The organism is Paraburkholderia sp. DHOC27 (assembly GCF_003429005.1).
GTDB lineage: Bacteria > Pseudomonadota > Gammaproteobacteria > Burkholderiales > Burkholderiaceae > Paraburkholderia.
In genome coordinates this window covers 24,216-45,811 of the sequence record NZ_QVQV01000011.1, presented here as the reverse complement: position 1 = coordinate 45,811, position 21,596 = coordinate 24,216, and the positions used below count along the sequence as shown (strand labels likewise).

Below are 21,596 nucleotides of genomic sequence, written 5' to 3'. Positions count from 1 at the left end.
GGAGCGTCGCACGCTCAGCGTTGCTGTCCCTGTCCCTGTCCCTGTCCCTGCTCCTGCTCGCGGCCGGCACGCTCCTTCGACTGCGCGAGTGCCGCCGCCCGTGCTTCCCTCACCCGGGTCCACGACGTGGCCTGCAGCTGGTCGAGCGTCGCGTCGAGGTCGTTACCGAAACCCGCCTCGCGGGCGGACTTCTTCAGCGAGGCAACCGTGCGCTCGAGCAGGTCGCGCGCACGGTCCCACGGATACACCTTCCCGTGGGTGCCGTCGTACCCGACCTGCACCTCCGCCCCATTGAGGCGCTGGTTCTCGTCCATCCACCGCAGCCGGTCCGAGACGAACTCCACGTTCGCCTTCGCGTGGAATACAACGCTGCGCGTGGACACCTCCTGGATCAGGTAGTGCTCGGTGTTGAACACCTCACCGCGGTACGGACCGCCGTTCTCGCGGGGCGTCGCCATACGGATCTGCGCGCCGAAGCGGTGTTGCGCAAGCGCCTTGATCTCCCCCGGTACCTCCTCGAGTCCGTACAGCGGTTCGCCCACCTGACGCCGTGCCGAAGCACCCACCGCACGCGCGGGCGGTGGTTCAGCCCTCGGCGCATCGGCTTCACGCCGATCCGGGTCCGGAGGTTGGGACAATGCCTGCCCGGCTGCCGGTGCCAGGGTTTCCTGCGGTGCTGGTTCCGACGGTGCTGGTTCCGGTGCGTCCTGACTGCTGGCCCCGCGCCGCGACGTACGGCGCCGCCCCGACACCTCTCCATCACCCACGAGTTTCTCTTTCACGTTACCCATTGCATTACCCTCCTTCAGTGCGTCGCCCAATCCGTCTGCAGCTACTGCCTGTCCCGTCTCTTCCCCGCCCATCGCATCCCGCGCCGGCACGACATAAAGCGACTCCCGTAAAAGCTCACCAACGACACCGAACCCTGACAGCACCGCCATGTCGTCGAAGTCAGTCGGGACTTCGCCGGCAATGCGCGCCTCCGGTGCAAAGTGCGGTTCGGCCAGCAGTGAAGACGTGCCGAGCGCGGCCTGCTTCGCATGTTCATACCCGGCACCGAGATCGGCGAGCACGAGCATCTCCGCGTCCGGGTAACGGCCGCGCCACATCGCCGCCACCGGCCGCAGGTTGCCGCTCGACAGTGCGGCGACGCTGAACCAGCCGGTCGCCTGCCACGCTGCCAGTGCTGTTGCCACGCCTTCGGCAATCAGGATGGGCGTCACGGCGCCATCACGGAACCGGTCGGGTTCCACCACCCAGTAGCCGCTCGACTTCGCGCCGCCCGCGAGAGCTGACTTGCGCCCTTCGGCATCGATCAGCTCCAGTGTCGAGAGGGTGTCGCCGATGCGGACCGGCACCACCAGAACGCGGCCCGTGAGTAGCTCTTCGGCACTACGCGGCGCGTATCCGAGCAGCGCATGCAGCTCCTCTGCCTCCAGTTCGCGTAGTGTGGGGACCGACCGGACCTGCTTGCGTTCGAGATACGGATGCCCGGGGCCCACCGGTCGCGCCCACTTCCAGATTGCCAGCGCCTCCCGCGCGACCGTAGTCTGTCGCGCGCGCACACGAGCCGCGACGCCGCCGGCCTGCTGCGCCCGGTCCATGGACGGACGGGCCGACGACATGCGCAGCCTCTCCGCAGGATCCATCGCTGCACGCGAACCCCTGACGTCGAAACCGTGCTGCTGCGCGAGCCAGAAGAGAGAGGCGAGCGTCTTCCCGCCTGACTCACCGGCCGAGCGCCAGGTTACCCGTGCCGCGCGCTCGCTGTAGTTGTGGGCGGTACGGCTCCACTCGTCCCATATGTCGAAGCCGGCCTCGCCGAATCCCTGCTTGAGCGCAAAAGCCATATCGACCCACGTCGCATAGTCCTCGGCAGGGATCATGGCGAGCGCCGCACGGGCACGTTCTTCTTCGGTCAGGTACCGCGTATTCATCGGCGTTCTCCATGCAGCGGCACGACGTTCGAACCATCAGTTGGGCGAGATGTCGCGCGCCCATGTTGTTTCCGTGAGGCGCCTGTGCCGCGCGAGGACTTGCGTTTCGGCGCGCGATCCGCGGGGCGCAGTTCCGCAACATCAAGATCGGACGGCGACAGCCGGCGCGCTGCCACGGCAACGCGCGCAGCTGGTACACCCAGCAGCATGAAGTGCCGCTCGACGTAGGCGGCCACATCTTCGTCGCTCACGTCGTTGAGGTGCCGTGGCAGATCGCGTGGATCCCAGGCCTGCAGCACTTCCAGATACTCCGGAGGAAGGTGGATCACACCAGCCTCATCCAGGTCGTCCAGCCGCACATCCCTCACCCGCCGCTCGACCTGGGCGATGAAGCGCACGAGATCCATCGATGGAATCGCTGGCGCAGCCACGAGGCGCGAGGTGAAGACCGGATCACGCCAGTAGCAGATCCGCCCGGCCAGGATTGGCTTCGTGTTTTCGAGCAGGATGATTTCGCTGTCCCGCCCGAGCTCCTTGAGTTCCTGCGGCAGCAGCAGCGGCCGGCGCTGCTCGGAGAAACTCTCGCTTGACCCACCGCGCCCGCCGAAGATCGCGTTCGACCGGCTCACACTGCGCGAGCGGTCCGTGAAGGTGCCGAGCATCTCCGAGTATTCGTTCGCATCCTTCTGCTCACGCGGCGCGTAGATGATCTGCATCGCGTGATTGGTGACGAACGTCCTGGCATCTGCCCGGCCATAGACCGACTCCAGCTGTGACACCGACTGCACGATCGAGAGCAGCCGCAGGTTGTATCCCGCCATATAGGCAACTGCCCGGGCAATGATGTGAATCTTGCCGACCGACGTGAATTCATCCATCAGCAGCAGACACTGGTACTTCAGCGCCGGATTGTCCTGCGGCAATTCCTTCGTGTTCAGGTTCACAACCTGCGAGAACACCAGATTCACCAGCAGCGCAGCCTCCGTCAGATGGTCCGGTGTAACGCCGATATAGACCGACATGCGGCGCTTCCGGACGTTACGTGGGTCAAAGTCGCTGGCACTCGTCGCGGCGTCGACAATCGGATTGGCCCAGATCGTGAGCGGCGCATTGAAGGTTGCGAGAATGCTCGCGAGCACCTTGTCGTCGTTCGCGAGAAAGCGGTTGAGCGCATCGACGCACGCGCCAGTGAGCCGCCGCCGGTTCTGCAGCAGCGCCTGCTGCAGGTACGCCTTGACGGGCATGCCGTTTCCCGATGATTGCCGCAGTACCTCACCCATCGTCACCGGGAAGTCGGGCACATCGGTGTTGCCGGTGCGGCGCGCATCGCGCCACTCGCATAGCAGCAGCGCGATACCGAGAAAAAGATTGCGTGCCTGGTCCTTCCAGAAGTCGTCGTGACCGCCGACCGGATACAGCGCGTAGCCGATAGCCAGGATGTCGCCGACGCGGAATATGCCATCCGAGATCGCCGACAGCGGGTTATACCGGTGCGTACGGCCATCCTCAGCAAACGGGTTGAACAGGTACACCTCGTGCCCGTGTGTGCGACGGAAACCCGCGGTAAGGTTGAAGTTTTCCTGCTTGATGTCGAGCACAATCACCGAATCCGGGTAGCTGAGCAGGTTAGGCACCACAATTCCCACGCCCTTGCCCGAGCGGGCCGGTGCCGCGAGCAGTACGAACTGCTGCCCGGTGAACCGCAGATAGTGGCCGCGCCAGATGCCCACGACCAGCGGCGGACCGCTGGACGCGCCTGAAGTCATCATCGTGCTCATAACAGTCCTGCCCGGCGGATATCCGCCTCGTTTGCGAACCGCGCGCTGCCGTAGAGGCGCCGTCGCCCGGACTGTTCCAGAAGCGTGTACACGCCGAACGCGGGTGCGCCAAACGCCAGCAGAACCCCGAACAGCGCAGCACCGGCGAGCCGCCGCCCCTCCTTCGGCAGGCGTCCGTCATGCCAGGCCAGCGCGGCATCTGGCCACGCATGAAATCCGGCATGAAGCGGGTTGACGTGCTGGCTCGCGGCGAAAAAAAACGAAGCCAGCCAGAGGGCAAGCGTGAGTCCCGCTGCCACTGCGGCCATGACCGCAAGCGTGAGCAGCGCAAGCATCGCGTGGTACCCGATCGCCCTGCTGGCTGACCGTCCCGTTCCGGTTCCCTTTCCGATGTCCATGGCCTGCTCCCCTTTCACCGGAAATCCGCGTGATAGTCCGTCTGCTGGCGGCGCAACGGATCGAACCAGACCTCCGTCATCGACCAGTGCCGGCCGGTCTGCGCACCTGTCTCATCGAAGAGTGCGGTGGCCTCCATGTGCGCCACCACGTCGATCGTCATGAAGAGCAGTCGGCGCAGCGCGACGTCGTCCCATGTGGCGGCTTCGGGATGTTCCTTCGCCATCAGCGCGAACCGCTCGATGGCGACCGAAGCGCTAGACGCGTGATAGCTCGTGATCGAACCGGAGTGTCCGGTCGTCAGCAGCTTCAGGAAGTCGTACGCTTCGCTGCCTCGCAGTTCGGCGAGCAGCACTCGGTCAGGGCGCATGCGCATTGAGCTTGCGATCAGATCTGCAGGCGTCACCCGTGCCTGGCCGTGACCACCCTTGCTGTAAATCAGGTGCACGCAGTTCTCGATGTGATGGATGAAGAGTTCGCGCACATCCTCAATCGTCACGATGCGTTCGGTAGCCGGGATGGACCGGCACAGCGTCTTCATGAAGCTCGTCTTGCCCGAGCCTGTGCTGCCCACGATCACGAGGTTCAGCCGGCCGCGCACCGCCCGCTCGAAGAACGCCGGGAACTCGCGCGCTTCGAGGCAACGGGCGAGATCGCGATCGAGGGGGCGCAGTGCCGGCATCGCCTCATCGAGTCCAGCCGGGCGGTGCCACACAGTCTGCGCGAACAGGCCCTCGTTTCCGTAGGCGTCGAGTGTCTTCTCGCGCGACGACGGACGGCGGATCGTCACCGACACGGTACGCGGGGGCACCACCGGCGGGATCACGATCTGGACGCGCGCATCACCGGGCAACAGCGCGGAGAGCACCGGATGCAGCGCCGAGACCTCCTGGCTCGTGAGCGTGGCGATCGCCACCGCGAATGACATCAGGCGCTCGAAGTCGAGCTCCGCACAGTCGTGTGCCTGCCATCCGAGATGGGTTTCGGTCAGCACGCGCTGCGGCCGGTTAATCACCAGCTCCGTGAGCGCCGGGTCTTCGAGCAGCCCCGCAAGCGGGCGCATCAGTTCGCGCACCGACGCATCCTCTGCCAGCCTCTGCAGCAGGCCGTCTGCCGGTATCGGCGCTTCGCTCAGGATATGGGCCGACGCGTTCATCGCGTACCCCCCGGCTCAAGCGCGTAGACCGGACTGAAGTCCAGATCCCGGGCGACGATAATCGTGAACTCGGTCCCCTGGTTCTGTGTCAGGGTAGGCGGAATGTTGATCGTGCTGTCGAGCACGCGCGAGGCCATGTCATTGCCCTGCTGCTGCGTGTTCTCGAATACGACCGAGCCGTTGCTGTTGCCGCCACGCGTCGCGAGATACCCGATCGCATCCTGCGTCATGCCGAGCAGCATCGCCGCGCCGATACGCTCGCCCCAGTGATTGTTCACGTAGCCGCTCACGCCGATGCGTCCCAGCGCGTCCGCCGCGGGAGAATCGATCTCGACCGTCACACCTTCAGGGGTCTTGATGCGTGCCGACAGGATGAACACCCGCTTCTGTCCGGGCGCCAGGTTCGCGCGGTATTCGCTGTTGATCTGCGAACCGCGCTCGATCAGCACGACATGGCCGTCATCCGAATAGACGTTCTTCGTCACCGTGCAGGTAGAAATGCCGGCCTGGGTTGAATCGAAAGCCGTATCGCCGACGCAGTCGATCTTGGCTCCTTCCGCGAGGATCAGGCTGCGATTGCCGAGAAAGCCCGCGCGCACTTTGGGCGTCACCGTCGGCGTCAATGCCTGGGCCAAAGGACTGCTTCCCTGAGACTGGCTGCCCGATACGACAGTCGCTCCCGGCGAAGCGCCTGGCGTTGATGCCGCCGTGTCTGCTCCTCCCTCGGCAGGGCCATCGCCTGCGCCCGTACTTCCGCTGATGAGTAGCGGTGCGTCGTAATAGCTGCGAGCCGGTGCGGTATGCACGGGTTTCTGCCGCGTCGAGACCACAGCGGGAGCCGACGCAACGGTGGCCGTCCCCGCCGGGCCGCTAGCGGCGGCAGCAGCCGATGCCGGTGGGTTCCCGTCGCCGAACACCCGGCCTTGGGCCGGCTGATCCTGCACGGCGTCGCGTCTCGCCTTCTCGGCCGCATCGTGCCGCGCAAGAAACCCGTGGATCGTCCAGACCGCTCCACCGATCACGACAGCGACGACCAGCAGCGGCGCAAGCCACCAGACACGGGCTCGGCCACCCTGCTGCCCCAGTTCCGGCATGCCGCGATCGATCGACTGGTTCGGAAGGTCACCGTTTATGGTATCGGTGACTTTCGCCGGGTCAGTGTCAGGCGCAATAACATTGCGCGACGTTTCTTCATTCATGGCCGCCGCTCCGCAAGACACGCTTCACACCGCCGACCGTCGTACCATCCGCCGGCGGGACGCCGTCCACATCGAACGCGTCGTTCCACAGACCGACCACCTCGTCGCCCAGGCGCAGGACGAAACGCCGGGCCACCTCGTGCACGACGATCACGTCGTCTGCCATGTGCCGGTCAACCACGCTTTCGCTGCTGTCGTCGGCGACGCGGAAGATCGCCGGTATGCGGCGGTTATTCGGAATACGGATGTACGTGAAGCGCCCGTCATCCCACGCCGCCGTCGGCGCGATATCCTCCGAGTGCGGCATCACCTGCATCGAGTAAGCGGGGTTGCGTACCACCGGCGGCTTGTCGAGACGCTCGCGCACAAGAGCGGCATCGTCTTCGGCCTTTGTCTTCGCAGCCTGCGCATCCGGATAGACGAAGGTGATGCGGTACATCTCGTCATCGTTGCCGAAACGGGCCTTGAGTGGCAGCACGACCAGATCGAAGCTGTAGCTATGCCGGTCCGTGCGGATTTCGAGGTTCGTGTCGTGCGCAGCGAGTTGCGGCTTGAGGTAGACGTCGTGGTCGCCGCGGTTTGCGACCACCTGCCATCCGTCCCGGTCGCCCGGGGCCACGACGAGAATGTGCTCGGCCGGATCGAGCGCAATGTGCGTGGCGAAGCCGCGTTGCGCGATGACCCGCACCACCTCGTCCTGCCGGTACACGACCTGCCGCACGCGCGAGTCACCCGACCAGCCAGGCACGTCATAGGCAAAGGCGCTGCCGTAACCCCCTGCCAGTCCGATCACCAGCGCAGCGGCGCTCACCACGGTATTCAGTTTCATGGCGCTCCTCCCGGTGCAGGTGACAATGTCGGCGACGATGCCGGCCGTGACGCCGCGGGGGTATATTCGGGATCGCGGCTGTACGCCGTCACCCTGAAACCGAAGGGATTCTCGATGGCCGTGCGCTCACGCGTGAAGATGGATGGCCGGTATGTGAAGGCAAGTGTGATGACGAAGCGCTGCGGTGGCTCCGCGTTATCGATGCCGTTCTTCCATGTCGTCTGCTCGATATGCACGACAGCACGGCCGGGTTCGTCCGGCACGAGCGTCGTCGAGAGGATGCGGATGCGCCGCTGCGTGTTCGCCCCGATCTGCCGGTCCAGTGCATCCGGGCCGCTGTAAATAGACCGGTAGTCCCGTGCAACACGGTCGTCGCTCATGTCGAGCACTCGGTCGTAGTCCATCTGCAGCAGGCCCCAGTCGTAGCGCTCGCGCGAGCGCACATACACTTCCACCCAGTGCTTGTCCTCGATGTCGCGCATATGCATCTGCTTCGCGTCGAGCACGTCGATCACCTGTGCTTCACCGGTCAGACGGTCGACCTCGATCGGTAGCGGCACCACCCGATAAAACGGGACCATCACGGCCAGTGCGATAGCACACACGATCGCGACCACCACGGAGCCCATGGCCACGTGCCATGCCCGACGCTCCGAGCGCTCCTGCAGGTGCGTGACCGACACCTCGAAATCGAGTGCCCGGCGATAGTCACTTGATTCACGCGAATCACGCTCACTACTCATGGCCGCCTCCATCGGACGGGGGAACCGGTGGTACGCGGTTCACTGGAACACGGTGCAAGCCATCTGGCAGGACAGGTTTGGGTGGGCTGCCCGAGCAACCATTAATCAGCATGACTAATTGAATGGCAATGACGGCCACAACAGAACGGATCATGTCAGCCTCCTCGGTTTCCGAACTCAGTTGCCAACCTCAGTTGCCAAAGTTCGCAGGCACCATCTGGTCCTGCAGCCTTGCGGTATTGCCCGCGCGCTTGAGCAGAAGCTCCTGCTGCTGCTCGGCAATCAGCCGGTCTTCGGAATCGGCCAGCATCCTGAAAAGCTGCAGCTTCGTCATTTCATTGCCAACCGCCGTGCTCTCAATCTGGATGCGCGCCTGTAGTTCCCCGATGCCTTTCTGGTCCTGGGTCACATCGATCTGCTGCATCAGGCCCTGGATCTGGTCAAGCTCCTGGAGTTCGGTCTGGTATGCCTGGGTGCCGAAGGCCTTGTCCTGGAACGGCTTGTTCAGCGCGCGCTGGCAGACCTGCTGGTCAATGCCGCTCTGGTCCTCGCAGTTGTAGATTTCGCTCGCCGAGCGCAGCGTCTGCGCGCTGCCCGTCAGACCCGCATATCCACCGTTCTGGATCGCCGTGTAGACCGACTGCCAGTTCGACGGCAACGAGTTCGACAGGACCGGATTGCTCATCAGTTCACCGAAGCCGCGCGTGCCACTGAGCGACTGATATAGCTGGAGTTCCTGCTGCACTTCCTGTTTCAGCTGACCGACAGTCGCGATGGCCTGCACGACGTTCTGCGCGTCGTAGACTGGAATGCCCTGTGCACGGGCTGACGGTATCGTTGCGACGATCATCACCACCGCAATGGGGACAAGACCGGTTTGCATGAATGGCCTGATCATGACGATGACCCTCCCGAGTTATCCTGGTCGCCGAGGTGCTCGCGGGCGGCGCGCTGGTAGGCAGGGATCTGGCCGGCACCGCCGCCCGCGTTCGCGCTGCCGCCCTGTCCGCTGCCGCCGGAAATGCGTCCCCCGGGCCGACGCGGCCCGCGTCCGAGACTTACGAGCGAGCCGAGACCTCTCACGGCACCACGCGACGCGAATCCGGCAACGAAGGCACCGAACCCGGACAGCGTGGCGCCGCCAGCGAGTCCCGAGGCAACGGCCGGCAGTTGCCAGCCGATGGTTGCCAGCAGCAGGGACGTGATGAACAGGCCGAATGCCGCACCCCAGGGGGCAATAGCGGTCAGCACAGCCTGGCCCGCTGCCGAGAGCGACGACGCATTTGCGTCGGGCGATGAAGTGGTGACGTTGAACGGCGCGAGGTCAGCTGAGAACGCCGTGAGTGCCATGCCGAGAAAGGCGGCGATGAGGATCTGCAGTAGCGCATAGTTGGCAATCTTCGCGGTCCACGCCTCGAAGAATCGGGCGGTCGGGCCGAATGCGCCACAAGCAATGAACAGAGGTCCAAGACCGAGCACCAGATCCAGCAGCATCCTCGCCATCGTGACCTCGAAGGCCAGGACCATCAGGAAAATAGCTCCCCCCAGCCCCACGATGAATCCGCCGACGAGATCACCGATGCCTGCGACGATGCCGCTGACACTGAATCCTTCGTGCGTCGCCTTGTCGAAGTAGGCATCCATCACGATGTCAATCTGACGGTCGTAGCAGTCGAGGGTCTGGTAGATGGCGGACGCACTCGTACCGGTCACGCTGCTGCCACTCACCGTTCCGCAGCCGGGGTTGCCAGCACCGGCATTGGCCGCCGCAGTCTGGATCGTCTGGGCGAGGCCCGTCGTCGCCCCTTCGACTGCGGTGACGACCTGAGACTGATAGATGCCCGCGCCGAGCGCAAAGGCGAGCATGACGGCCACCTTCAGGCCACGCCACGCGAATGCAGGTACCGACTCATGAGCCTCGCCCCGCACGACGGCGAACCCGTACGTGATAATCCAGATCGTCAGGGCCGTCGTGACCACGGGCACCAGCGCGCTGGAGAGCGCTGAGGACACGTTCGTGACATACGTCGACATGCCATTCTCGAGCGTGCCGCCGACTGAAGTGAAAAGGCCGCTCATCGTGCACCTCTTCCCGACAGACGCCGGGCCGGCGCGTTGAGGGCGCCCCCGGTCGCACGACGCTTTGCCAGCCGCTCATGAAACACGGGAAGCCATGCCGCAGGATCGTCGCCCACCTCGGCGCGGATACCGTCGAGCAGTTCAATGTTGTCCGTCGTCCCCGACAGGACATCGAGCACGTCACCGAGCCCGGCGAGATCCAGCCTGCCGATGGCCGAACGGTGACCCTGCTTCACAAGGAACAGGCGGCTGTTCTCGCCGAGAGACCGGACGATGTTGAATTCGGCCTCGGTCAGTTTGAAGCCCTGCACGTAGTCGTCGTAGTCGGCGCGGGGGTTCGGCAGAAAGAAAAACGTCGCGGTCTGCTCGACCAGCGCCCGCGCGATGTCGCTTCGCAGCACATCGGCCGGGGACTGCGTATCAAAGATGCCCAGGCCGTTCTGCTTGCGGATCGTCTTCTGCTTGTCCTTTGCGAAATCCGTGAAGACCGGATCGCCTAAGCGCTTCCAGAATTCGGTCATCACATAGACAAAGCGCCGCCCGTCGATCAGGCTTTCGGTCAACTGCAGAAGGTACATCGTGACCGGCGTCGACACCTCCGGATCGTCGAGCAGTTCAGTATCATCGAATCCGAAGAGATGGTTCTGGGTGAAATCCAGCAGGTCCGACGGGTTGTCCAGCACCCAGCCGAGCCGGCCGCCGGCGCACCACTTCGTGAGCCGCGCATGCAGGCTGTTTTCGCCCACGGCGGGCAGCAGTTGCCGAACCATCGACAGGCGCCGGAGCCGCCGCTCCATGCGTGCGACCTCCCGCACGGCACGCGAAACATCGAGTTCGTCCTTCGCCGACAGCAGCGTGCCAGTGTCGACCAGCCGGCGCACCAGCCGCTCCCAGAAATCCAGCACCGCCTCATCGGGATCGAGCTGGAAGGGATTGAGTCCCGTCGGGACACCCCGTCGAAACACCGTGTAGCGACCTCCCATCGCCCGGATCGCGATCTCGGTGCCCCGGTCCTTGTCGTAGACGACGCCGGTGAGGCCATACTTCATCGCCATCGCGAGCAGGAACAGCTCCAGCACCGTCTTCCCGGCACCCGCCTGTCCGATGATCTGCGTGTTGGCGAGCGCCTTCTCGTCAGCGGACTCCTTCTTCTCCGGCGTGGCGTGGAAGTTCAGGTACAGCGGTTGCCCACTCGGCGTCTTCACGATCGTGATCGCCTCGCCCCACGGATTGCCATCGCGCTTGCCGGTCGCGAAGTTGTGCAGGCTCGCGAATCCGCAGAAGTTGCGCGAGGTGAGCTTCGCCTCGCGGGGCCGGTAGCGCCAGTTGCCAGGCAGCTGCGCGAACCAGGCCGCGTCCGCGACCAGATCGACCAGCGCAGTCTGGAAGCCCACGTCCGCGAGCTGCGTACGCGCCTTCGCCACGTGCCGCGCGACCTCATCCGGCCGGTCACCGAGCACGGCGAGCGAATAGTGATACTCACCGAGGACGAAATCACCATTGATCAGATCGTCCAGCGCCTGGTCCATTGCCTGGACCTGCGACACCGCCACGTCCTCGCCTGCAATCATCTGGTTGCGCTGACGCTCGAGTGCCTCTTTCGCCGTGGGACGGTCGAGGATCGTGAAGCTCTGGGTCTCGATGTATTCGAAATCGCCATAGAGCAGGCCGTCGAGCATCCCCGGCTCGGTTTCCTCGGGGTAGTCCTTCAGGTCGAGCAACGCCGCGTAGCGCGTCGCACCCGGCATGCGGATTTCGACCTTCTCGGTGCGGAAGAAAAGCCGCGACGTCGGCAGTGCGTCGGCGATGCGGCCAGACGGCACCGGCACCGGCTCCCATGCGGCGTTGACGAGATAGCCCAGGAACTCCAGTGCCGCGGAGAAACGCACGGGCCGCTGCGTGTAACGGACCGGCTTCCTGTAGACGCCAAGTGCCACCGGATCCCACGGCTTCAGGCCGGATTCGACCTGCGCGGCAAGCTCCGTCATCACTTTCAGGGCCTCATGCTGGTCCCGCCGGATATCATCGGAAGTGCGCCGCGCCGCCTGGCTGAAAAGACGCCCCAGGCGCGTGCGGCGCGGACGATACACGAGCGTCAGATACAGCTCGTTGGCCATCATCCGGTAGCCGGCAAAGCTCGCGTAGTAGCGCGTCGCGAGTTCCTGGCAGAACGGGTTGCCGTATGGTGTCGCGAAGTGGTCGGTCACCCGCCGGCGGATGCGGTGCGACCACAGGCCGACGTGACCACCCGGCAGGCTGCGCACGAGCTGGTTGAATCCTTCGTGACGCACCAGGATGTCAGCGGGGTCGGCCGCTTCGAAGGCGATGCCGGCGATCTTCCAGACACGCAGGTAGTCCCCTTCGCGCGTGCGGATCACGTAGTCATCCACATGCGACGAAAATGGCACGAAGTCCGCGAGCACCACCTCGCGTTCGGCCACCTCGATGAGTTGTGGCTGTGCGCTCATCTCAGCCTCTCCTCTTGACGCGGACCGGCACGTAGGCGTGCGCGCCCCAGAAGCGACGGTTGCGCTGGCGTGACACCATGCGAATGCGCAATGCGAACTGCGCGAGGCGCTGGTCGTCGTGGCGCGTAACCGAGCGCATCGTGACGAAGACGGGGATGAGGATCAGCACGATGCCGACACCCACCGGCGGACTTGCGAGCAGCGCCCAGATCGCAGGGATCAGGATGCTGCCGCCCACCATGAGGAACGGCACGAGCGGCACACCCCAGAGCATCGCGGGTCGCGTGCAGCCCTTGAAGACGGGATCCCTGAGTGGATTCATGCGCGGATTCATGTGCGCCTCCGCCTCAGCTCGTCGGGATCAGCATCGCCGCGATCACCGTGGCGCAGCCCACGAACAGGCCGCCGATGAACACGTTCGCAATGTCGCCAAAGCGTGCGTGCTGGAACATCATCTTGAAGCCCGCCCAGATGATCGAGATCGAGCACACCACCGCGCCCACGCTGAGCAGCGTGGTCTGGATCGTCGTGAGCAGCGTGTTGACCTGCGAGAGCTGCGCATATGCTGGTGTCGCCGTCAGCATCACCATGGACACAACCGAGAGGCTGCGCCAGACGTATCGCGCCGAACCGGGGGTCCGCAACTGCCGAGAAACCCGCCTGCATTTGATATGTAGTCCTGATTTCATGAATCACTCCTGTCACACGCGTTGTCCCTGCTTTCTCAGAACACCACAGCGCTTTCCTGTGTCATGTCGTCTGCCCGATCAGCCTTCCGGTCCGTCCTGCCGTCCGTGAGGGACCCGAAGCCAGCGCGACTACGAGACGGGTCGGATCGCGCGGCAGCCGGTCGGGAGGGAATGACGGGAATAGGCGAAACATCGGTAGCAATGGCCGGAACCTCCGGATCAGGCCGCGCTGCCTGGGCGACGACCCGCTGCACATAGCCCGTACGGAAGCCACTGGAAAAGTCGCCGCTCGCGTAGCACGAGAGTCCTGCGCGCAGTGCGTCCTGTGCCTGCGCGTGAGCCCCCGCATTTGCCCGCGTTTGTGCCTGCGTTTGTGCCTGTTTCGCGCGCTCGAAGCAGCCCTGGAGGATCGCTGCGCCCGCGGCAAGATTGCGGCACGGATCGAAAACGGTTTCAGGCGTCAGGCCGAGCCGGGCCCAGTTCGACCGGTTCACCTGCGCGAGACCGACGCTGTAATTCCACCCGGCGGCATCCAGCGCACGTGCTGTCGCTACGGCCTCATCAAGGCTCGCGGGCTGTCGCAGGAGGCCGCCATGCACCACCCCGATCGCGTACGGGTTGAAACCCGACTCGACGCGCACGATGGCCGCCATCGTGGCCGGCGCCACGGCAGGCGCGCACTGCTGTGCCAGGGTCAGGAATGCGGCGAGCGGTATCATTGGCCACCTCCCTGACCGCCCGAGTTTTCGTACTCGTGCTCCAGAAAGAGGCGCGCCGACTGTGTCGGGTCGTAGGACACCTGTGTGGTGCCGCCCCCGTAGAACTCCGTGATCGTGCGGTCGGCGCCTCTCGCGTCCCACCAGACCCGCGTGTACAGTGCCCCGTCGATCTCGACGTTGATCGCGCCACGCGCGTTGCACAGCAGCTCGCTCTGCTCGGGGCCACCCCAGTACAGCAGATCCTCGCGGCAGTAGCCGGCACCCGCAAAGACGTTCACCGCCGACGTTCCCTGTGAGCCGCCTGCGCCGAAGTCGCAGGTCGGAAAAGGGTCGCCGTGGCGCAAGGCCGCCCACAGTTTCTCGACTGGCGGAACGCACTCACCGTATTGTTCAGGACCACCCGGATTGGACAGGCACAGGATCACCTGGCAGCCCCAGTCATCGGCGCGGGCAGTGCCCGGCGCCAGGATTGATACGCCGACGAATGCAGCGATGACGCTCGACCAGCGACGCAACGCCCGCAGCAGCGCGCGATCGGGGCCCGCAAAATCGAATGAGATGGCAGCGTCATGCATCGCACACCTCCGCATCGCCAAGGCCGTGCACCGCATCGTTCCCGATTGCATCAAGCCACCGTGTGAGCACATTCAGACAGGCGGTCACCGTCCGCGACGCTTCGGCTACCCCGACGTCCAGCGCGGTAGCATCGCCGTGCGGCACCAGGCGTTGTTCAATGCGCCCGACGGAGCTCAGACGCGGCAGCCACGCGTATCCGTGGGGAAAGGCCGGGTCCGCGATCAGCCATTCACACAGCGTCGTTTCCATCATCTTCACCCACGCCTCTTCCATCGGCGAAGGAACATCGACAACCGGCAGAAGGCCGGCAAAGCGCAATGCCGGATTCAGTCGCGCGCGGACATTGCGGATTCCGTATGTACCATTGATGACGGCGGACGCGCATTCGATACATTCCGGCGACATCGAGAGAGGGCTCAGCACCGCATCCGCCAGCGCCTCCGCACAGACAGCGCGCAGGTCCGGCAGGACGGGCGCATCGATCAGGCACACGTCGAACCACGGCGCCACGGCAGACAGCAGGTGACGAAGGTTCGCGTAATAGCGGGTGCGTGCGGGATCATCGGGCGAGTGCAGAGCGTCGATGGCGTCGGCGCTGAGGACGCGAAGGCACCCACCCCTTATCGGGTTGGCGCACTCAGGCAGATCCGGCGCACGGTTGCCGGAACCTGTCGTGTCATGTCCGCGGCCGGCGAGCATCTGTGCGCAGCGCGGCGGCTCAGCCAGGTCCAGCACGAGCACGCGCCAGTGGCAGGTGAATTGCAGGTGGCGGGCGAGCAGACAGGTCAGTGTCGTCCTGCCTGAACTGCCTTTCGCCGAAATGATCAGAAGCGATTTCATGGCTCATCGTCCTCAGCCGCGCCCGCGGTCGATGAACCTGCGAAAAAAGAACCCGCGGCGCCAGGGAGGCTGACCGCGGGCTCAACGGGGGATCATTGCATCGGCGCCAGAAAGCAAAAAAGCCTGCAGATGCAGGCTTTTTGCGAACGCGTCTCGGCACACCACGTCGTCGCACAGACATCGAACTGCGGGGCCGCTAACGCGTACTCGGTCGTGCGTGGCACGTTGACCGGATCAGATTGTTGGCTTCAATGTAGGCGGGCGCGCGACGCTATGCAAGTACCTTCAGGCGCCCCGCCATCCATGCCTTTACCCACGTGTTCCCAGGTGTTCCCACGGCGTCCCAAAAAAATTTTCACATCCGCACCTTCACCCTGAAGTTCCCTGCTGCAGCGGCGTCGCTCACCGGCACAACGTGCCGGCTGCGCACCCACCCGAACCGGATCGGCGATGCGCCCACTACTTGCCCCGTCCTTGGGAGATTAACTGCCTTCACGATCCGGGTTCCCGCCATCCAGGACCCGTGCGAGCGCGGCCCGTGCTGCGGCGAGTTCCAGCTCAAAGCATTGGGCGGGGCGCCGCGGAATACGCAGTCGCCGGCAGACCACCTCCCGACGCGCATGCCAGAGATAGACCATGCGCAGCATATCGCGATGGCGGACATGGAGTGTCTGCCAGGCCTTCGTGATACGCGCCGCATCGACCGGATCGTAGGCGCCGCGCGATGCGTTGCCCCAGTTCTCCAGCCGCCGGCGCAGGGGTGCCGAAGCGAGATCGCGACTCATGGCGTGCCCCCCATGTCGTCGCGCGCTGGCACAGACGCCCGGTAGCGCACGGGATTTTCCAGAAACTGTTCAATGTCCGCCGCGCGCCATCCCACCAGGCGACCGCCCAACGGCACAGCCTGTGGAAATGTTCCCGCCTGCATACGACGGTAAATCGTTGAGCGCGACAGCCCCGTTCTCTCTTCGACCTGCTTGCGGCGCAGGATCCTGTGCGCCTCACTGTTCGCGATTGACATGGTCTTCCCCCAGGAAAGATGCCGGTCTGGTGTTGCCGGTACATGGGGGCATTCAAGCAGCAGTCGGGCCCCTCCTCCAAACCCGTCTTATCGACGGGAAGCTCCCGTCGGGCATCGCGAACGACGCGGGGCAACGCGTAACGTATCAGGGAACGCCGGCGATGATTATCGCGGCCAGTCTCACGAACGCAGAGCGTAGAATGACCAGCACCAGACGTATGGCGGTAGTCCGGCAAAGGTCGTACCCTCGCACCAACCAGGAGAGACATTCGTGCTGTCTTCCGATGAATGGCAAAAGCGTACCGTTGACGAGGGCGCCGTGCGCTGCCCGGCATGCGACACGCCGAATGTTACGATGGGGGCTTGTGCGGTGGGTGCGTACACGGTCTACCAGGAGTATGTGTGTGAAGACTGCGGGTACGAATTCCAGGCCATGTTTGGTCTGATCGGGTGCGTGCCTGGAAGCAATAACGAGGACGGCAACGCCTGAGGTATTGTTCCGCCAGAAAGCGAGTGAGCACCCCGGCATGGAACCCCGGATACGGCTACAGGCGCACGCGTCGCGGGCCTGCAAGTCACTGGAGCGCGCGCGTCCGGAGCGATTTAACTGCGCCTCAGAGGAAATCGCCAGCGACGTCGCGCGACCGGGCGCCCTGGCTTCCCGAGCGTGGGCACACGACATGCGCTACAGAGATTTTTCGTCATGCGCCGACTGCCCTCGCGACGCGAGTGCGACACGTTGCAACGCGCCGCTGGGATCCGAGGCGTCATCCGCCGCTTTATGGAAGGATTCCGATGCGCCGACCTGCCAGTTTGGTCACCGGTCTTCCGGGCATGCCAGCATGCTGGTCAGGGCCAGCTAGAACTTCATCCTGATGCCCGCACCCAGGCTGTTGCCTGACGACACACTGGTCATCGTGTCGTACCGCCACGCGGCGTAGACATCCGTGCGTTTCGAGAGCGGGTAGTCGTAACCGAGCACCACTGTCGACCAGCGGATATCGGCGCCCTGTGCAGGCCGCCGGAGCGTTCCCGCCCAGGACGCCAGTATGCTGCCCGTGCCGACCTGCGCGCTCGCCCCCACCTGAACGGTATCGTCGGTGAGGTCATTGTTGTTGGTCACCCGTTCGTACTGGAGATAGAGCTTCACTGCCTGCAGGCGATAGGCCGCTCCGGCCATCCACGCTGTCTGCTCCGTGGCGCCGTTCAGGAATAGCGATGCAGTGTGAAGACTCTGGACTGCGGCGGTCGCCGAGAACGGCCCCGCGAAGTACAGCACGTTCGCGCTATAGTTCGCCTGTCCGGCGTGGCCCGCGATGCCTGCATTGCTGTACAGCACACTTCCTGTCAGACCGCCCACCTCCGGCGACTGGTAGACGATCGAGTCGTCAATCGCCGTATCGCTTTGCACGGACGCCGCGCCCATGGCGGAACCCAGAAACGTGTGGACCACCATGGGCGAGAAGACGAACGAGTTGCCGAACGGGTTGAACAGCAGCGTGGAGACGAACAGCAGTGAATCATTACGCCCCAGCGTCACCTGACCAAATTGCCCGCTCAGGCCGACGAATGCCCTGCGCCCAAAGAATGACTGCCCGTCGTACGCGCCTGACTGGCCACTGTTGATCCGGTAAAAGCTTTCGAGCGTGAAAATCGCCTTCATGCCACCGCCCAGATCCTCGGCGCCCGACATGCCCCAATACGATGTCGAGAGCCCGCCCGAGCCCACCTGCCACGCGTTGCCCGCCGAGCCGGGCGTACGCACCACCCCGGCAAATGCATCAGCCAGCCCATAGAGAGAGACCGACGACTGGGCGTGTGCGGCGCCCACTGTGACGCATAACGACAGCGCTGTCAGCCCCTTGCTCCATCTTCCCCGCACATCCCTGCCCATGTTTTTCTCCTTCATCGCTTGTGAGTGTTCGTTTGATGTGTGCCTGCCTGACGGCACGGCTTATCGCCGCGCGTCACCCCGGCCTGACGCGTGCGAGCGGCCTGCCGCGCTCGGCGAGCGCAATGGCAATCAGCAGCTCGTCCGGTGCTGGGGAGTCAGGTATGCAGAGCGACACCGTGTCGAAGTGGTCGAAGCTCCACATGTCCGTGACGCCGTGCAAGGGAATATCGACGCAGGCACCAGGGGGCCCGCGCTTCGTGACGGATGGCATGATCGAGGACGCGCCAGGCAGGCAGTCGCGCACCGCCTTGCCGAGCCGTGGATGCAGCAGCGCCGCTCCCCATTCGAGCGGTGTCGCTGTGCCCAGGAGCGCGGCCTTCCCATAACCCTGGATGGCTTCCCCTGTACAACCGAGCGCAAGCAGCGCCCGTGCGGTGAGCATCTGGCCGAGATCGGCGCCCGTCGCATAGAGCGCCTCAAGCTCGCCGGCAATATCCAGGTCAGTCGGCTTCAGCACCGCCGCAGCCACTACCTGACGGTGCGGTGGGGCCACCGGCATGCCGAGTTCCGCGCGCCGTTCAACGAGATTGACCACGATCCGCGCAATCTGGACGTTCATGGCGCGATCCCCGTGCCGTCCGGAAGCTGCAAATCCGGTCCTGGTGCCGGAAAATCCCCTCTCGCCAGTTCGTATGCGCGCGCTGCCCGCAGGACCAGGGCATCGCTGCCCCGACGCCCGATGATCTGCAGGCCGGTGGGCACATCCCCCGCGAATCCGCACGGCACGGATATCGCAGGCACGCCAGCCTGGTTGCACCATGCAGTCAGCAGCGGTGCTTTGCGCAGATGGCCGGGCAAGCCGGGCACCGGAGGTGGCCCGCAATGAAACGTCGGCGTGATCAGCAGGTCGTAACGCTCGAAGAACGTTTCCATCGATGCGCCGAGGGCGTGACGGGCAAGCAGCGCATCGACGAATGTCGCGGTGTCGATCCGGGTTCCTGCATCCGACAGTGCCATCAGATCAGGATCAAGCAGCGTCCTGTTGGCTGCCTCCATATGCCGCACACGCTGCGCGAAGAACACGGACCACTGGACCGAATGCATGCGGCCATTGCCGTAGTAGTCCGCGATCGGCGCGACGTCAGTCTGGATGACCGTCGCGCCGAGTGCCCCGAACGTGCCCACCGCCCTCTCGACACACGCCGCAATCTCCGGCGTCACCGAGACACTGTCCGGGGCGGGGCACCAGGCGATCCGCAGACCCGCTACACCATCGTCCAGTCCGGCGGAATAGCCAGACGGACTCCCGGTTCCAGGAGGGCTGTCGTCGTTCGCGCAGGTCATCGCATCGAGCATCAACGCTGTATCGCGCACGGTTCGCGTAATCGGGCCGAGCGTGGACAGTGCAGTCCACGACGCCGCATTGCCCGCCGGCACCAGCGCGAACGTAGGCTTGAACCCGACCACACCACTCCAGCAGGCCGGAATCCGGATAGACCCGCCCCCATCGGTCGCAAGCGACAGCGGGCCCATGCCCAGCGCAACCGCGACCGCCGATCCGCCGCTGCTGCCCCCAGGCGAGAGCCGCGTGTCCCACGGATTGCGCGTCGCCCCTGTCAACGGACAGTCGGTGACGATCTTGTTGCCGAACTCGGACGTCGTGGTCTTGCCAAACGGTATGGCGCCCGCATGCCGCAACCGTGCTACGGCCGGCGCATCGACGCTCTCGCGGTCCGGCGAAGCGGTCCATGACCCATGCCGTGTCGGAAAACCGGCCACGGTGACGAGATCCTTGACCGATACCGGGACGCCATCAAGCGGACCGCACGGCTCGCCCCGCATCCATCGGCGCTCGGCCTCGCCGGCGGCCGACATCGCCCCTTCCTCGTCGAGAGCGCAGAAGGCGTTGACCACCGGATCGAGTTTCGTGACCCTGTCCAGTACCGCGCACATGACCTCCACAGGCGAGAGGCTGCGCTGCCGGAAGCCGGCAACCAGCTGAGTCGCATTCAACATGAAAATTTCGCTCATTTTGCAGTCCTTATTTCTTTGCACGAACAATTCCGAAGCGTGGCGAGAAGACGTCTATCCTTCACAGACCGGCATAACCGGGCCCGTGGATTCCAGGATCGAAAAGCTGTTATCGGCAAGGGCCTGGCCGATCCGCGTCTGGCAAAGCACATGACCACCATCGCGACTCACGCCAGTCTTGCCACGTGGAAGTGCTACTGACACGCCCGACAACGCGGCCTTGACACGAGCAGCATCAACACTTCCCGCCGCCCGGACGGCTTCGGCGAAAAGACGAACACCCGCATAGGTGTTCTCACCATGCGGCAGCACCACGGCATAGCGCCCGAGCCTCGGATCGCGTGCATCGGCGTAATGCGCCGTATAGCGTGCGAGGAATGACTGGTTTTCCGGGTTGTCGATGCTCATGAAGTACGACGACACGCCGATCGTTCCGGTCGATGCACCTGTGGTTGCGATCGAGAGGGATTCGTGTGCGATATCCGTCACCAGTTGCGGTTTCATCGCAAACGACCGGTACTGCTTCACGAACGTCACCGGGTCGTCCCCGATGCTGTGCCACACTATCTGCGGATTAGCACTGGCGACCTGTTGCAGGACGGCCCCGTAGTCGCGCGTGCCGAAGGGCAGCCAGAAGACGTCGAGGAACTTCCCGCCGTGGCGCGCCACCGCCGCCTGCAACTGCGGGATCAGCACCTTCCGGTTGCTGCCGATGTCCGAGACGACTGCGCAGACGGACTGTCCACCGCCGCGCATGAGCCACGCAATGAGTGGCTCGATGCGCTGGCTCGCGGCGAGGCCTGTCGTGAGCAGTTGCGGGTCGCACCGCCCCTCGTCGAAGTTCGGATAGACGATGAGCTTTCGCGCTGCCCTCGCCGCCTGAAGGGCCGCCTCGCGCTCCGACGGCAGCACCATGCCCGTGATCATCGCGACGTCGTCGCGCATAAAAAGCTGCCGCGCCTTCTCCAGCGTCACGGCTGTCGACATCTGCGTGTCCTCGACGCTTAGCTGCAGCGGTCGGCCAAGCAGTCCACCTGCCGCGTTGATCTCGTCCACCGCAAGTGCGGCGCAGTTACGGTTGGTCTGTCCCACGCGTGTCAGGGGACCGCTGAGTGGCGCGAGCAGGCCGATCTTCAACGGCTCGGCGCCACGCGCGAACGGAGAGACAGCCGATGTGGCGAGGGATGCCGCTGCGCCGAGCAGCACGGTTCGGGAAAATTCACGTCGGTTCATGCGTCTTC

General features: G+C 64.6%; 22 protein-coding genes. 1 reads left to right on the top strand and 21 read right to left on the bottom strand.

Going from position 1 to position 21,596, the window contains the following annotated elements; translation table 11 throughout:
- Positions 1 to 14 precede the first annotated feature (14 nt).
- The 17 genes from D0B32_RS28750 to D0B32_RS28670 form a co-directional block, all read right to left on the bottom strand.
- Positions 15 to 1,937: a PriCT-2 domain-containing protein gene (locus tag D0B32_RS28750; protein WP_117337727.1), complete on the bottom strand. Its 1,923-nt coding sequence runs from the start codon at positions 1,935 to 1,937 to the stop codon at positions 15 to 17.
- Complete coding sequence (locus D0B32_RS28745; protein ID WP_117337726.1) at positions 1,934 to 3,715, bottom strand: type IV secretory system conjugative DNA transfer family protein; 1,782 nt, start codon at positions 3,713 to 3,715, stop codon at positions 1,934 to 1,936. Before D0B32_RS28745 ends, D0B32_RS28750 begins: the two co-directional genes overlap by 4 nt.
- Positions 3,712 to 4,113, bottom strand: a complete 402-nt coding sequence (locus D0B32_RS28740; RefSeq protein ID WP_117337725.1) for a hypothetical protein — start codon at positions 4,111 to 4,113, stop codon at positions 3,712 to 3,714. Before D0B32_RS28740 ends, D0B32_RS28745 begins: the two co-directional genes overlap by 4 nt.
- A 14-nt stretch (positions 4,114 to 4,127) precedes the next feature.
- Positions 4,128 to 5,267 (bottom strand): P-type DNA transfer ATPase VirB11, encoded by a 1,140-nt coding sequence (gene virB11, locus D0B32_RS28735; protein ID WP_117337724.1) that lies wholly within the window; start codon positions 5,265 to 5,267, stop codon positions 4,128 to 4,130.
- On the bottom strand, positions 5,264 to 6,466 hold the full coding sequence (gene virB10 / locus D0B32_RS28730; RefSeq protein ID WP_117337723.1) for a type IV secretion system protein VirB10: 1,203 nt from the start codon (positions 6,464 to 6,466) through the stop codon (positions 5,264 to 5,266). The genes virB11 and virB10 overlap by 4 nt, the downstream gene beginning before the upstream one ends.
- Positions 6,459 to 7,295 (bottom strand): TrbG/VirB9 family P-type conjugative transfer protein, encoded by an 837-nt coding sequence (locus D0B32_RS28725; protein ID WP_117337722.1) that lies wholly within the window; start codon positions 7,293 to 7,295, stop codon positions 6,459 to 6,461. Before D0B32_RS28725 ends, virB10 begins: the two co-directional genes overlap by 8 nt.
- Positions 7,292 to 8,038: a virB8 family protein gene (locus D0B32_RS28720; RefSeq protein WP_117337721.1), complete on the bottom strand. Its 747-nt coding sequence runs from the start codon at positions 8,036 to 8,038 to the stop codon at positions 7,292 to 7,294. Before D0B32_RS28720 ends, D0B32_RS28725 begins: the two co-directional genes overlap by 4 nt.
- A 190-nt stretch (positions 8,039 to 8,228) precedes the next feature.
- On the bottom strand, positions 8,229 to 8,921 hold the full coding sequence (gene virB5, locus D0B32_RS28715; protein WP_404935617.1) for a P-type DNA transfer protein VirB5: 693 nt from the start codon (positions 8,919 to 8,921) through the stop codon (positions 8,229 to 8,231).
- 11 nt (positions 8,922 to 8,932) lie between these two features.
- A complete protein-coding gene (locus D0B32_RS28710; protein WP_117337719.1) occupies positions 8,933 to 10,117 on the bottom strand; it encodes a type IV secretion system protein in 1,185 nt (394 codons plus the stop codon).
- On the bottom strand, positions 10,114 to 12,585 hold the full coding sequence (locus D0B32_RS28705) for a VirB4 family type IV secretion/conjugal transfer ATPase (RefSeq protein WP_117337718.1): 2,472 nt from the start codon (positions 12,583 to 12,585) through the stop codon (positions 10,114 to 10,116). Before D0B32_RS28705 ends, D0B32_RS28710 begins: the two co-directional genes overlap by 4 nt.
- A 1-nt stretch (position 12,586) precedes the next feature.
- A complete protein-coding gene (locus D0B32_RS28700) occupies positions 12,587 to 12,907 on the bottom strand; it encodes a type IV secretion system protein VirB3 (RefSeq protein ID WP_181969943.1) in 321 nt (106 codons plus the stop codon).
- Between the two features lie 25 nt (positions 12,908 to 12,932).
- On the bottom strand, positions 12,933 to 13,274 hold the full coding sequence (locus D0B32_RS28695; RefSeq protein WP_117337716.1) for a TrbC/VirB2 family protein: 342 nt from the start codon (positions 13,272 to 13,274) through the stop codon (positions 12,933 to 12,935).
- 35 nt (positions 13,275 to 13,309) lie between these two features.
- Positions 13,310 to 13,993: a lytic transglycosylase domain-containing protein gene (locus D0B32_RS28690; RefSeq protein ID WP_117337715.1), complete on the bottom strand. Its 684-nt coding sequence runs from the start codon at positions 13,991 to 13,993 to the stop codon at positions 13,310 to 13,312.
- Positions 13,990 to 14,568 carry a hypothetical protein gene (locus D0B32_RS28685; protein WP_117337714.1) on the bottom strand — a complete coding sequence of 193 codons (579 nt, stop codon included), beginning with the start codon at positions 14,566 to 14,568 and terminating at the stop codon, positions 13,990 to 13,992. Before D0B32_RS28685 ends, D0B32_RS28690 begins: the two co-directional genes overlap by 4 nt.
- A complete protein-coding gene (locus D0B32_RS28680) occupies positions 14,561 to 15,409 on the bottom strand; it encodes a ParA family protein (RefSeq protein ID WP_117337713.1) in 849 nt (282 codons plus the stop codon). The genes D0B32_RS28685 and D0B32_RS28680 overlap by 8 nt, the downstream gene beginning before the upstream one ends.
- Positions 15,410 to 15,891: 482 nt before the next feature.
- Positions 15,892 to 16,194, bottom strand: a complete 303-nt coding sequence (locus tag D0B32_RS28675; RefSeq protein ID WP_117337712.1) for a hypothetical protein — start codon at positions 16,192 to 16,194, stop codon at positions 15,892 to 15,894.
- A complete protein-coding gene (locus D0B32_RS28670; RefSeq protein ID WP_117337711.1) occupies positions 16,191 to 16,430 on the bottom strand; it encodes an AlpA family transcriptional regulator in 240 nt (79 codons plus the stop codon). The genes D0B32_RS28675 and D0B32_RS28670 overlap by 4 nt, the downstream gene beginning before the upstream one ends.
- Positions 16,431 to 16,701: 271 nt before the next feature.
- On the opposite strand from D0B32_RS28670, the gene D0B32_RS28665 reads away from it, so the two are divergent.
- Positions 16,702 to 16,920, top strand: a complete 219-nt coding sequence (locus D0B32_RS28665; protein WP_117337710.1) for a hypothetical protein — start codon at positions 16,702 to 16,704, stop codon at positions 16,918 to 16,920.
- A gap of 369 nt (positions 16,921 to 17,289) precedes the next feature.
- Here D0B32_RS28665 and D0B32_RS28660 read toward each other — a convergent pair whose 3' ends face one another.
- The 4 genes from D0B32_RS28660 to D0B32_RS28645 all read right to left on the bottom strand — a co-directional run bounded on the left by D0B32_RS28660 (position 17,290) and on the right by D0B32_RS28645 (position 21,588).
- On the bottom strand, positions 17,290 to 18,324 hold the full coding sequence (locus D0B32_RS28660; RefSeq protein ID WP_117337709.1) for a porin: 1,035 nt from the start codon (positions 18,322 to 18,324) through the stop codon (positions 17,290 to 17,292).
- A 73-nt stretch (positions 18,325 to 18,397) separates the two neighbouring features.
- The gene (locus tag D0B32_RS28655) at positions 18,398 to 18,943 is read right to left on the bottom strand and encodes an amino acid synthesis family protein (protein WP_117337708.1); all 546 of its coding nucleotides are present in this window, start codon (positions 18,941 to 18,943) and stop codon (positions 18,398 to 18,400) included.
- On the bottom strand, positions 18,940 to 20,355 hold the full coding sequence (locus D0B32_RS28650; RefSeq protein WP_117337707.1) for an amidase family protein: 1,416 nt from the start codon (positions 20,353 to 20,355) through the stop codon (positions 18,940 to 18,942). Before D0B32_RS28650 ends, D0B32_RS28655 begins: the two co-directional genes overlap by 4 nt.
- A 54-nt stretch (positions 20,356 to 20,409) precedes the next feature.
- The gene (locus tag D0B32_RS28645; protein ID WP_117337706.1) at positions 20,410 to 21,588 is read right to left on the bottom strand and encodes an ABC transporter substrate-binding protein; all 1,179 of its coding nucleotides are present in this window, start codon (positions 21,586 to 21,588) and stop codon (positions 20,410 to 20,412) included.
- Between the last annotated feature and the right edge of the window lie 8 nt (positions 21,589 to 21,596).

Excerpts from the sequence above, each read along its gene's own strand:
- D0B32_RS28750 (WP_117337727.1), bottom strand. The coding sequence starts at position 1,937 with ATGAATACGCGGTACCTGACCGAAGAAGAACGTGCCCGTGCGGCGCTC.
- D0B32_RS28745 (WP_117337726.1), bottom strand. The coding sequence starts at position 3,715 with ATGAGCACGATGATGACTTCAGGCGCGTCCAGCGGTCCGCCGCTGGTC.
- D0B32_RS28740 (WP_117337725.1), bottom strand. The coding sequence starts at position 4,113 with ATGGACATCGGAAAGGGAACCGGAACGGGACGGTCAGCCAGCAGGGCG.
- virB11 (WP_117337724.1), bottom strand. The coding sequence starts at position 5,267 with ATGAACGCGTCGGCCCATATCCTGAGCGAAGCGCCGATACCGGCAGAC.
- virB10 (WP_117337723.1), bottom strand. The coding sequence starts at position 6,466 with ATGAATGAAGAAACGTCGCGCAATGTTATTGCGCCTGACACTGACCCG.
- D0B32_RS28725 (WP_117337722.1), bottom strand. The coding sequence starts at position 7,295 with ATGAAACTGAATACCGTGGTGAGCGCCGCTGCGCTGGTGATCGGACTG.
- D0B32_RS28720 (WP_117337721.1), bottom strand. The coding sequence starts at position 8,038 with ATGAGTAGTGAGCGTGATTCGCGTGAATCAAGTGACTATCGCCGGGCA.
- virB5 (WP_404935617.1), bottom strand. The coding sequence starts at position 8,921 with ATGCAAACCGGTCTTGTCCCCATTGCGGTGGTGATGATCGTCGCAACG.
- D0B32_RS28710 (WP_117337719.1), bottom strand. The coding sequence starts at position 10,117 with ATGAGCGGCCTTTTCACTTCAGTCGGCGGCACGCTCGAGAATGGCATG.
- D0B32_RS28705 (WP_117337718.1), bottom strand. The coding sequence starts at position 12,585 with ATGAGCGCACAGCCACAACTCATCGAGGTGGCCGAACGCGAGGTGGTG.
- D0B32_RS28700 (WP_181969943.1), bottom strand. The coding sequence starts at position 12,907 with ATGAATCCACTCAGGGATCCCGTCTTCAAGGGCTGCACGCGACCCGCG.
- D0B32_RS28695 (WP_117337716.1), bottom strand. The coding sequence starts at position 13,274 with ATGAAATCAGGACTACATATCAAATGCAGGCGGGTTTCTCGGCAGTTG.
- D0B32_RS28690 (WP_117337715.1), bottom strand. The coding sequence starts at position 13,993 with ATGATACCGCTCGCCGCATTCCTGACCCTGGCACAGCAGTGCGCGCCT.
- D0B32_RS28685 (WP_117337714.1), bottom strand. The coding sequence starts at position 14,568 with ATGCATGACGCTGCCATCTCATTCGATTTTGCGGGCCCCGATCGCGCG.
- D0B32_RS28680 (WP_117337713.1), bottom strand. The coding sequence starts at position 15,409 with ATGAAATCGCTTCTGATCATTTCGGCGAAAGGCAGTTCAGGCAGGACG.
- D0B32_RS28675 (WP_117337712.1), bottom strand. The coding sequence starts at position 16,194 with ATGAGTCGCGATCTCGCTTCGGCACCCCTGCGCCGGCGGCTGGAGAAC.
- D0B32_RS28670 (WP_117337711.1), bottom strand. The coding sequence starts at position 16,430 with ATGTCAATCGCGAACAGTGAGGCGCACAGGATCCTGCGCCGCAAGCAG.
- D0B32_RS28660 (WP_117337709.1), bottom strand. The coding sequence starts at position 18,324 with ATGGGCAGGGATGTGCGGGGAAGATGGAGCAAGGGGCTGACAGCGCTG.
- D0B32_RS28655 (WP_117337708.1), bottom strand. The coding sequence starts at position 18,943 with ATGAACGTCCAGATTGCGCGGATCGTGGTCAATCTCGTTGAACGGCGC.
- D0B32_RS28650 (WP_117337707.1), bottom strand. The coding sequence starts at position 20,355 with ATGAGCGAAATTTTCATGTTGAATGCGACTCAGCTGGTTGCCGGCTTC.
- D0B32_RS28645 (WP_117337706.1), bottom strand. The coding sequence starts at position 21,588 with ATGAACCGACGTGAATTTTCCCGAACCGTGCTGCTCGGCGCAGCGGCA.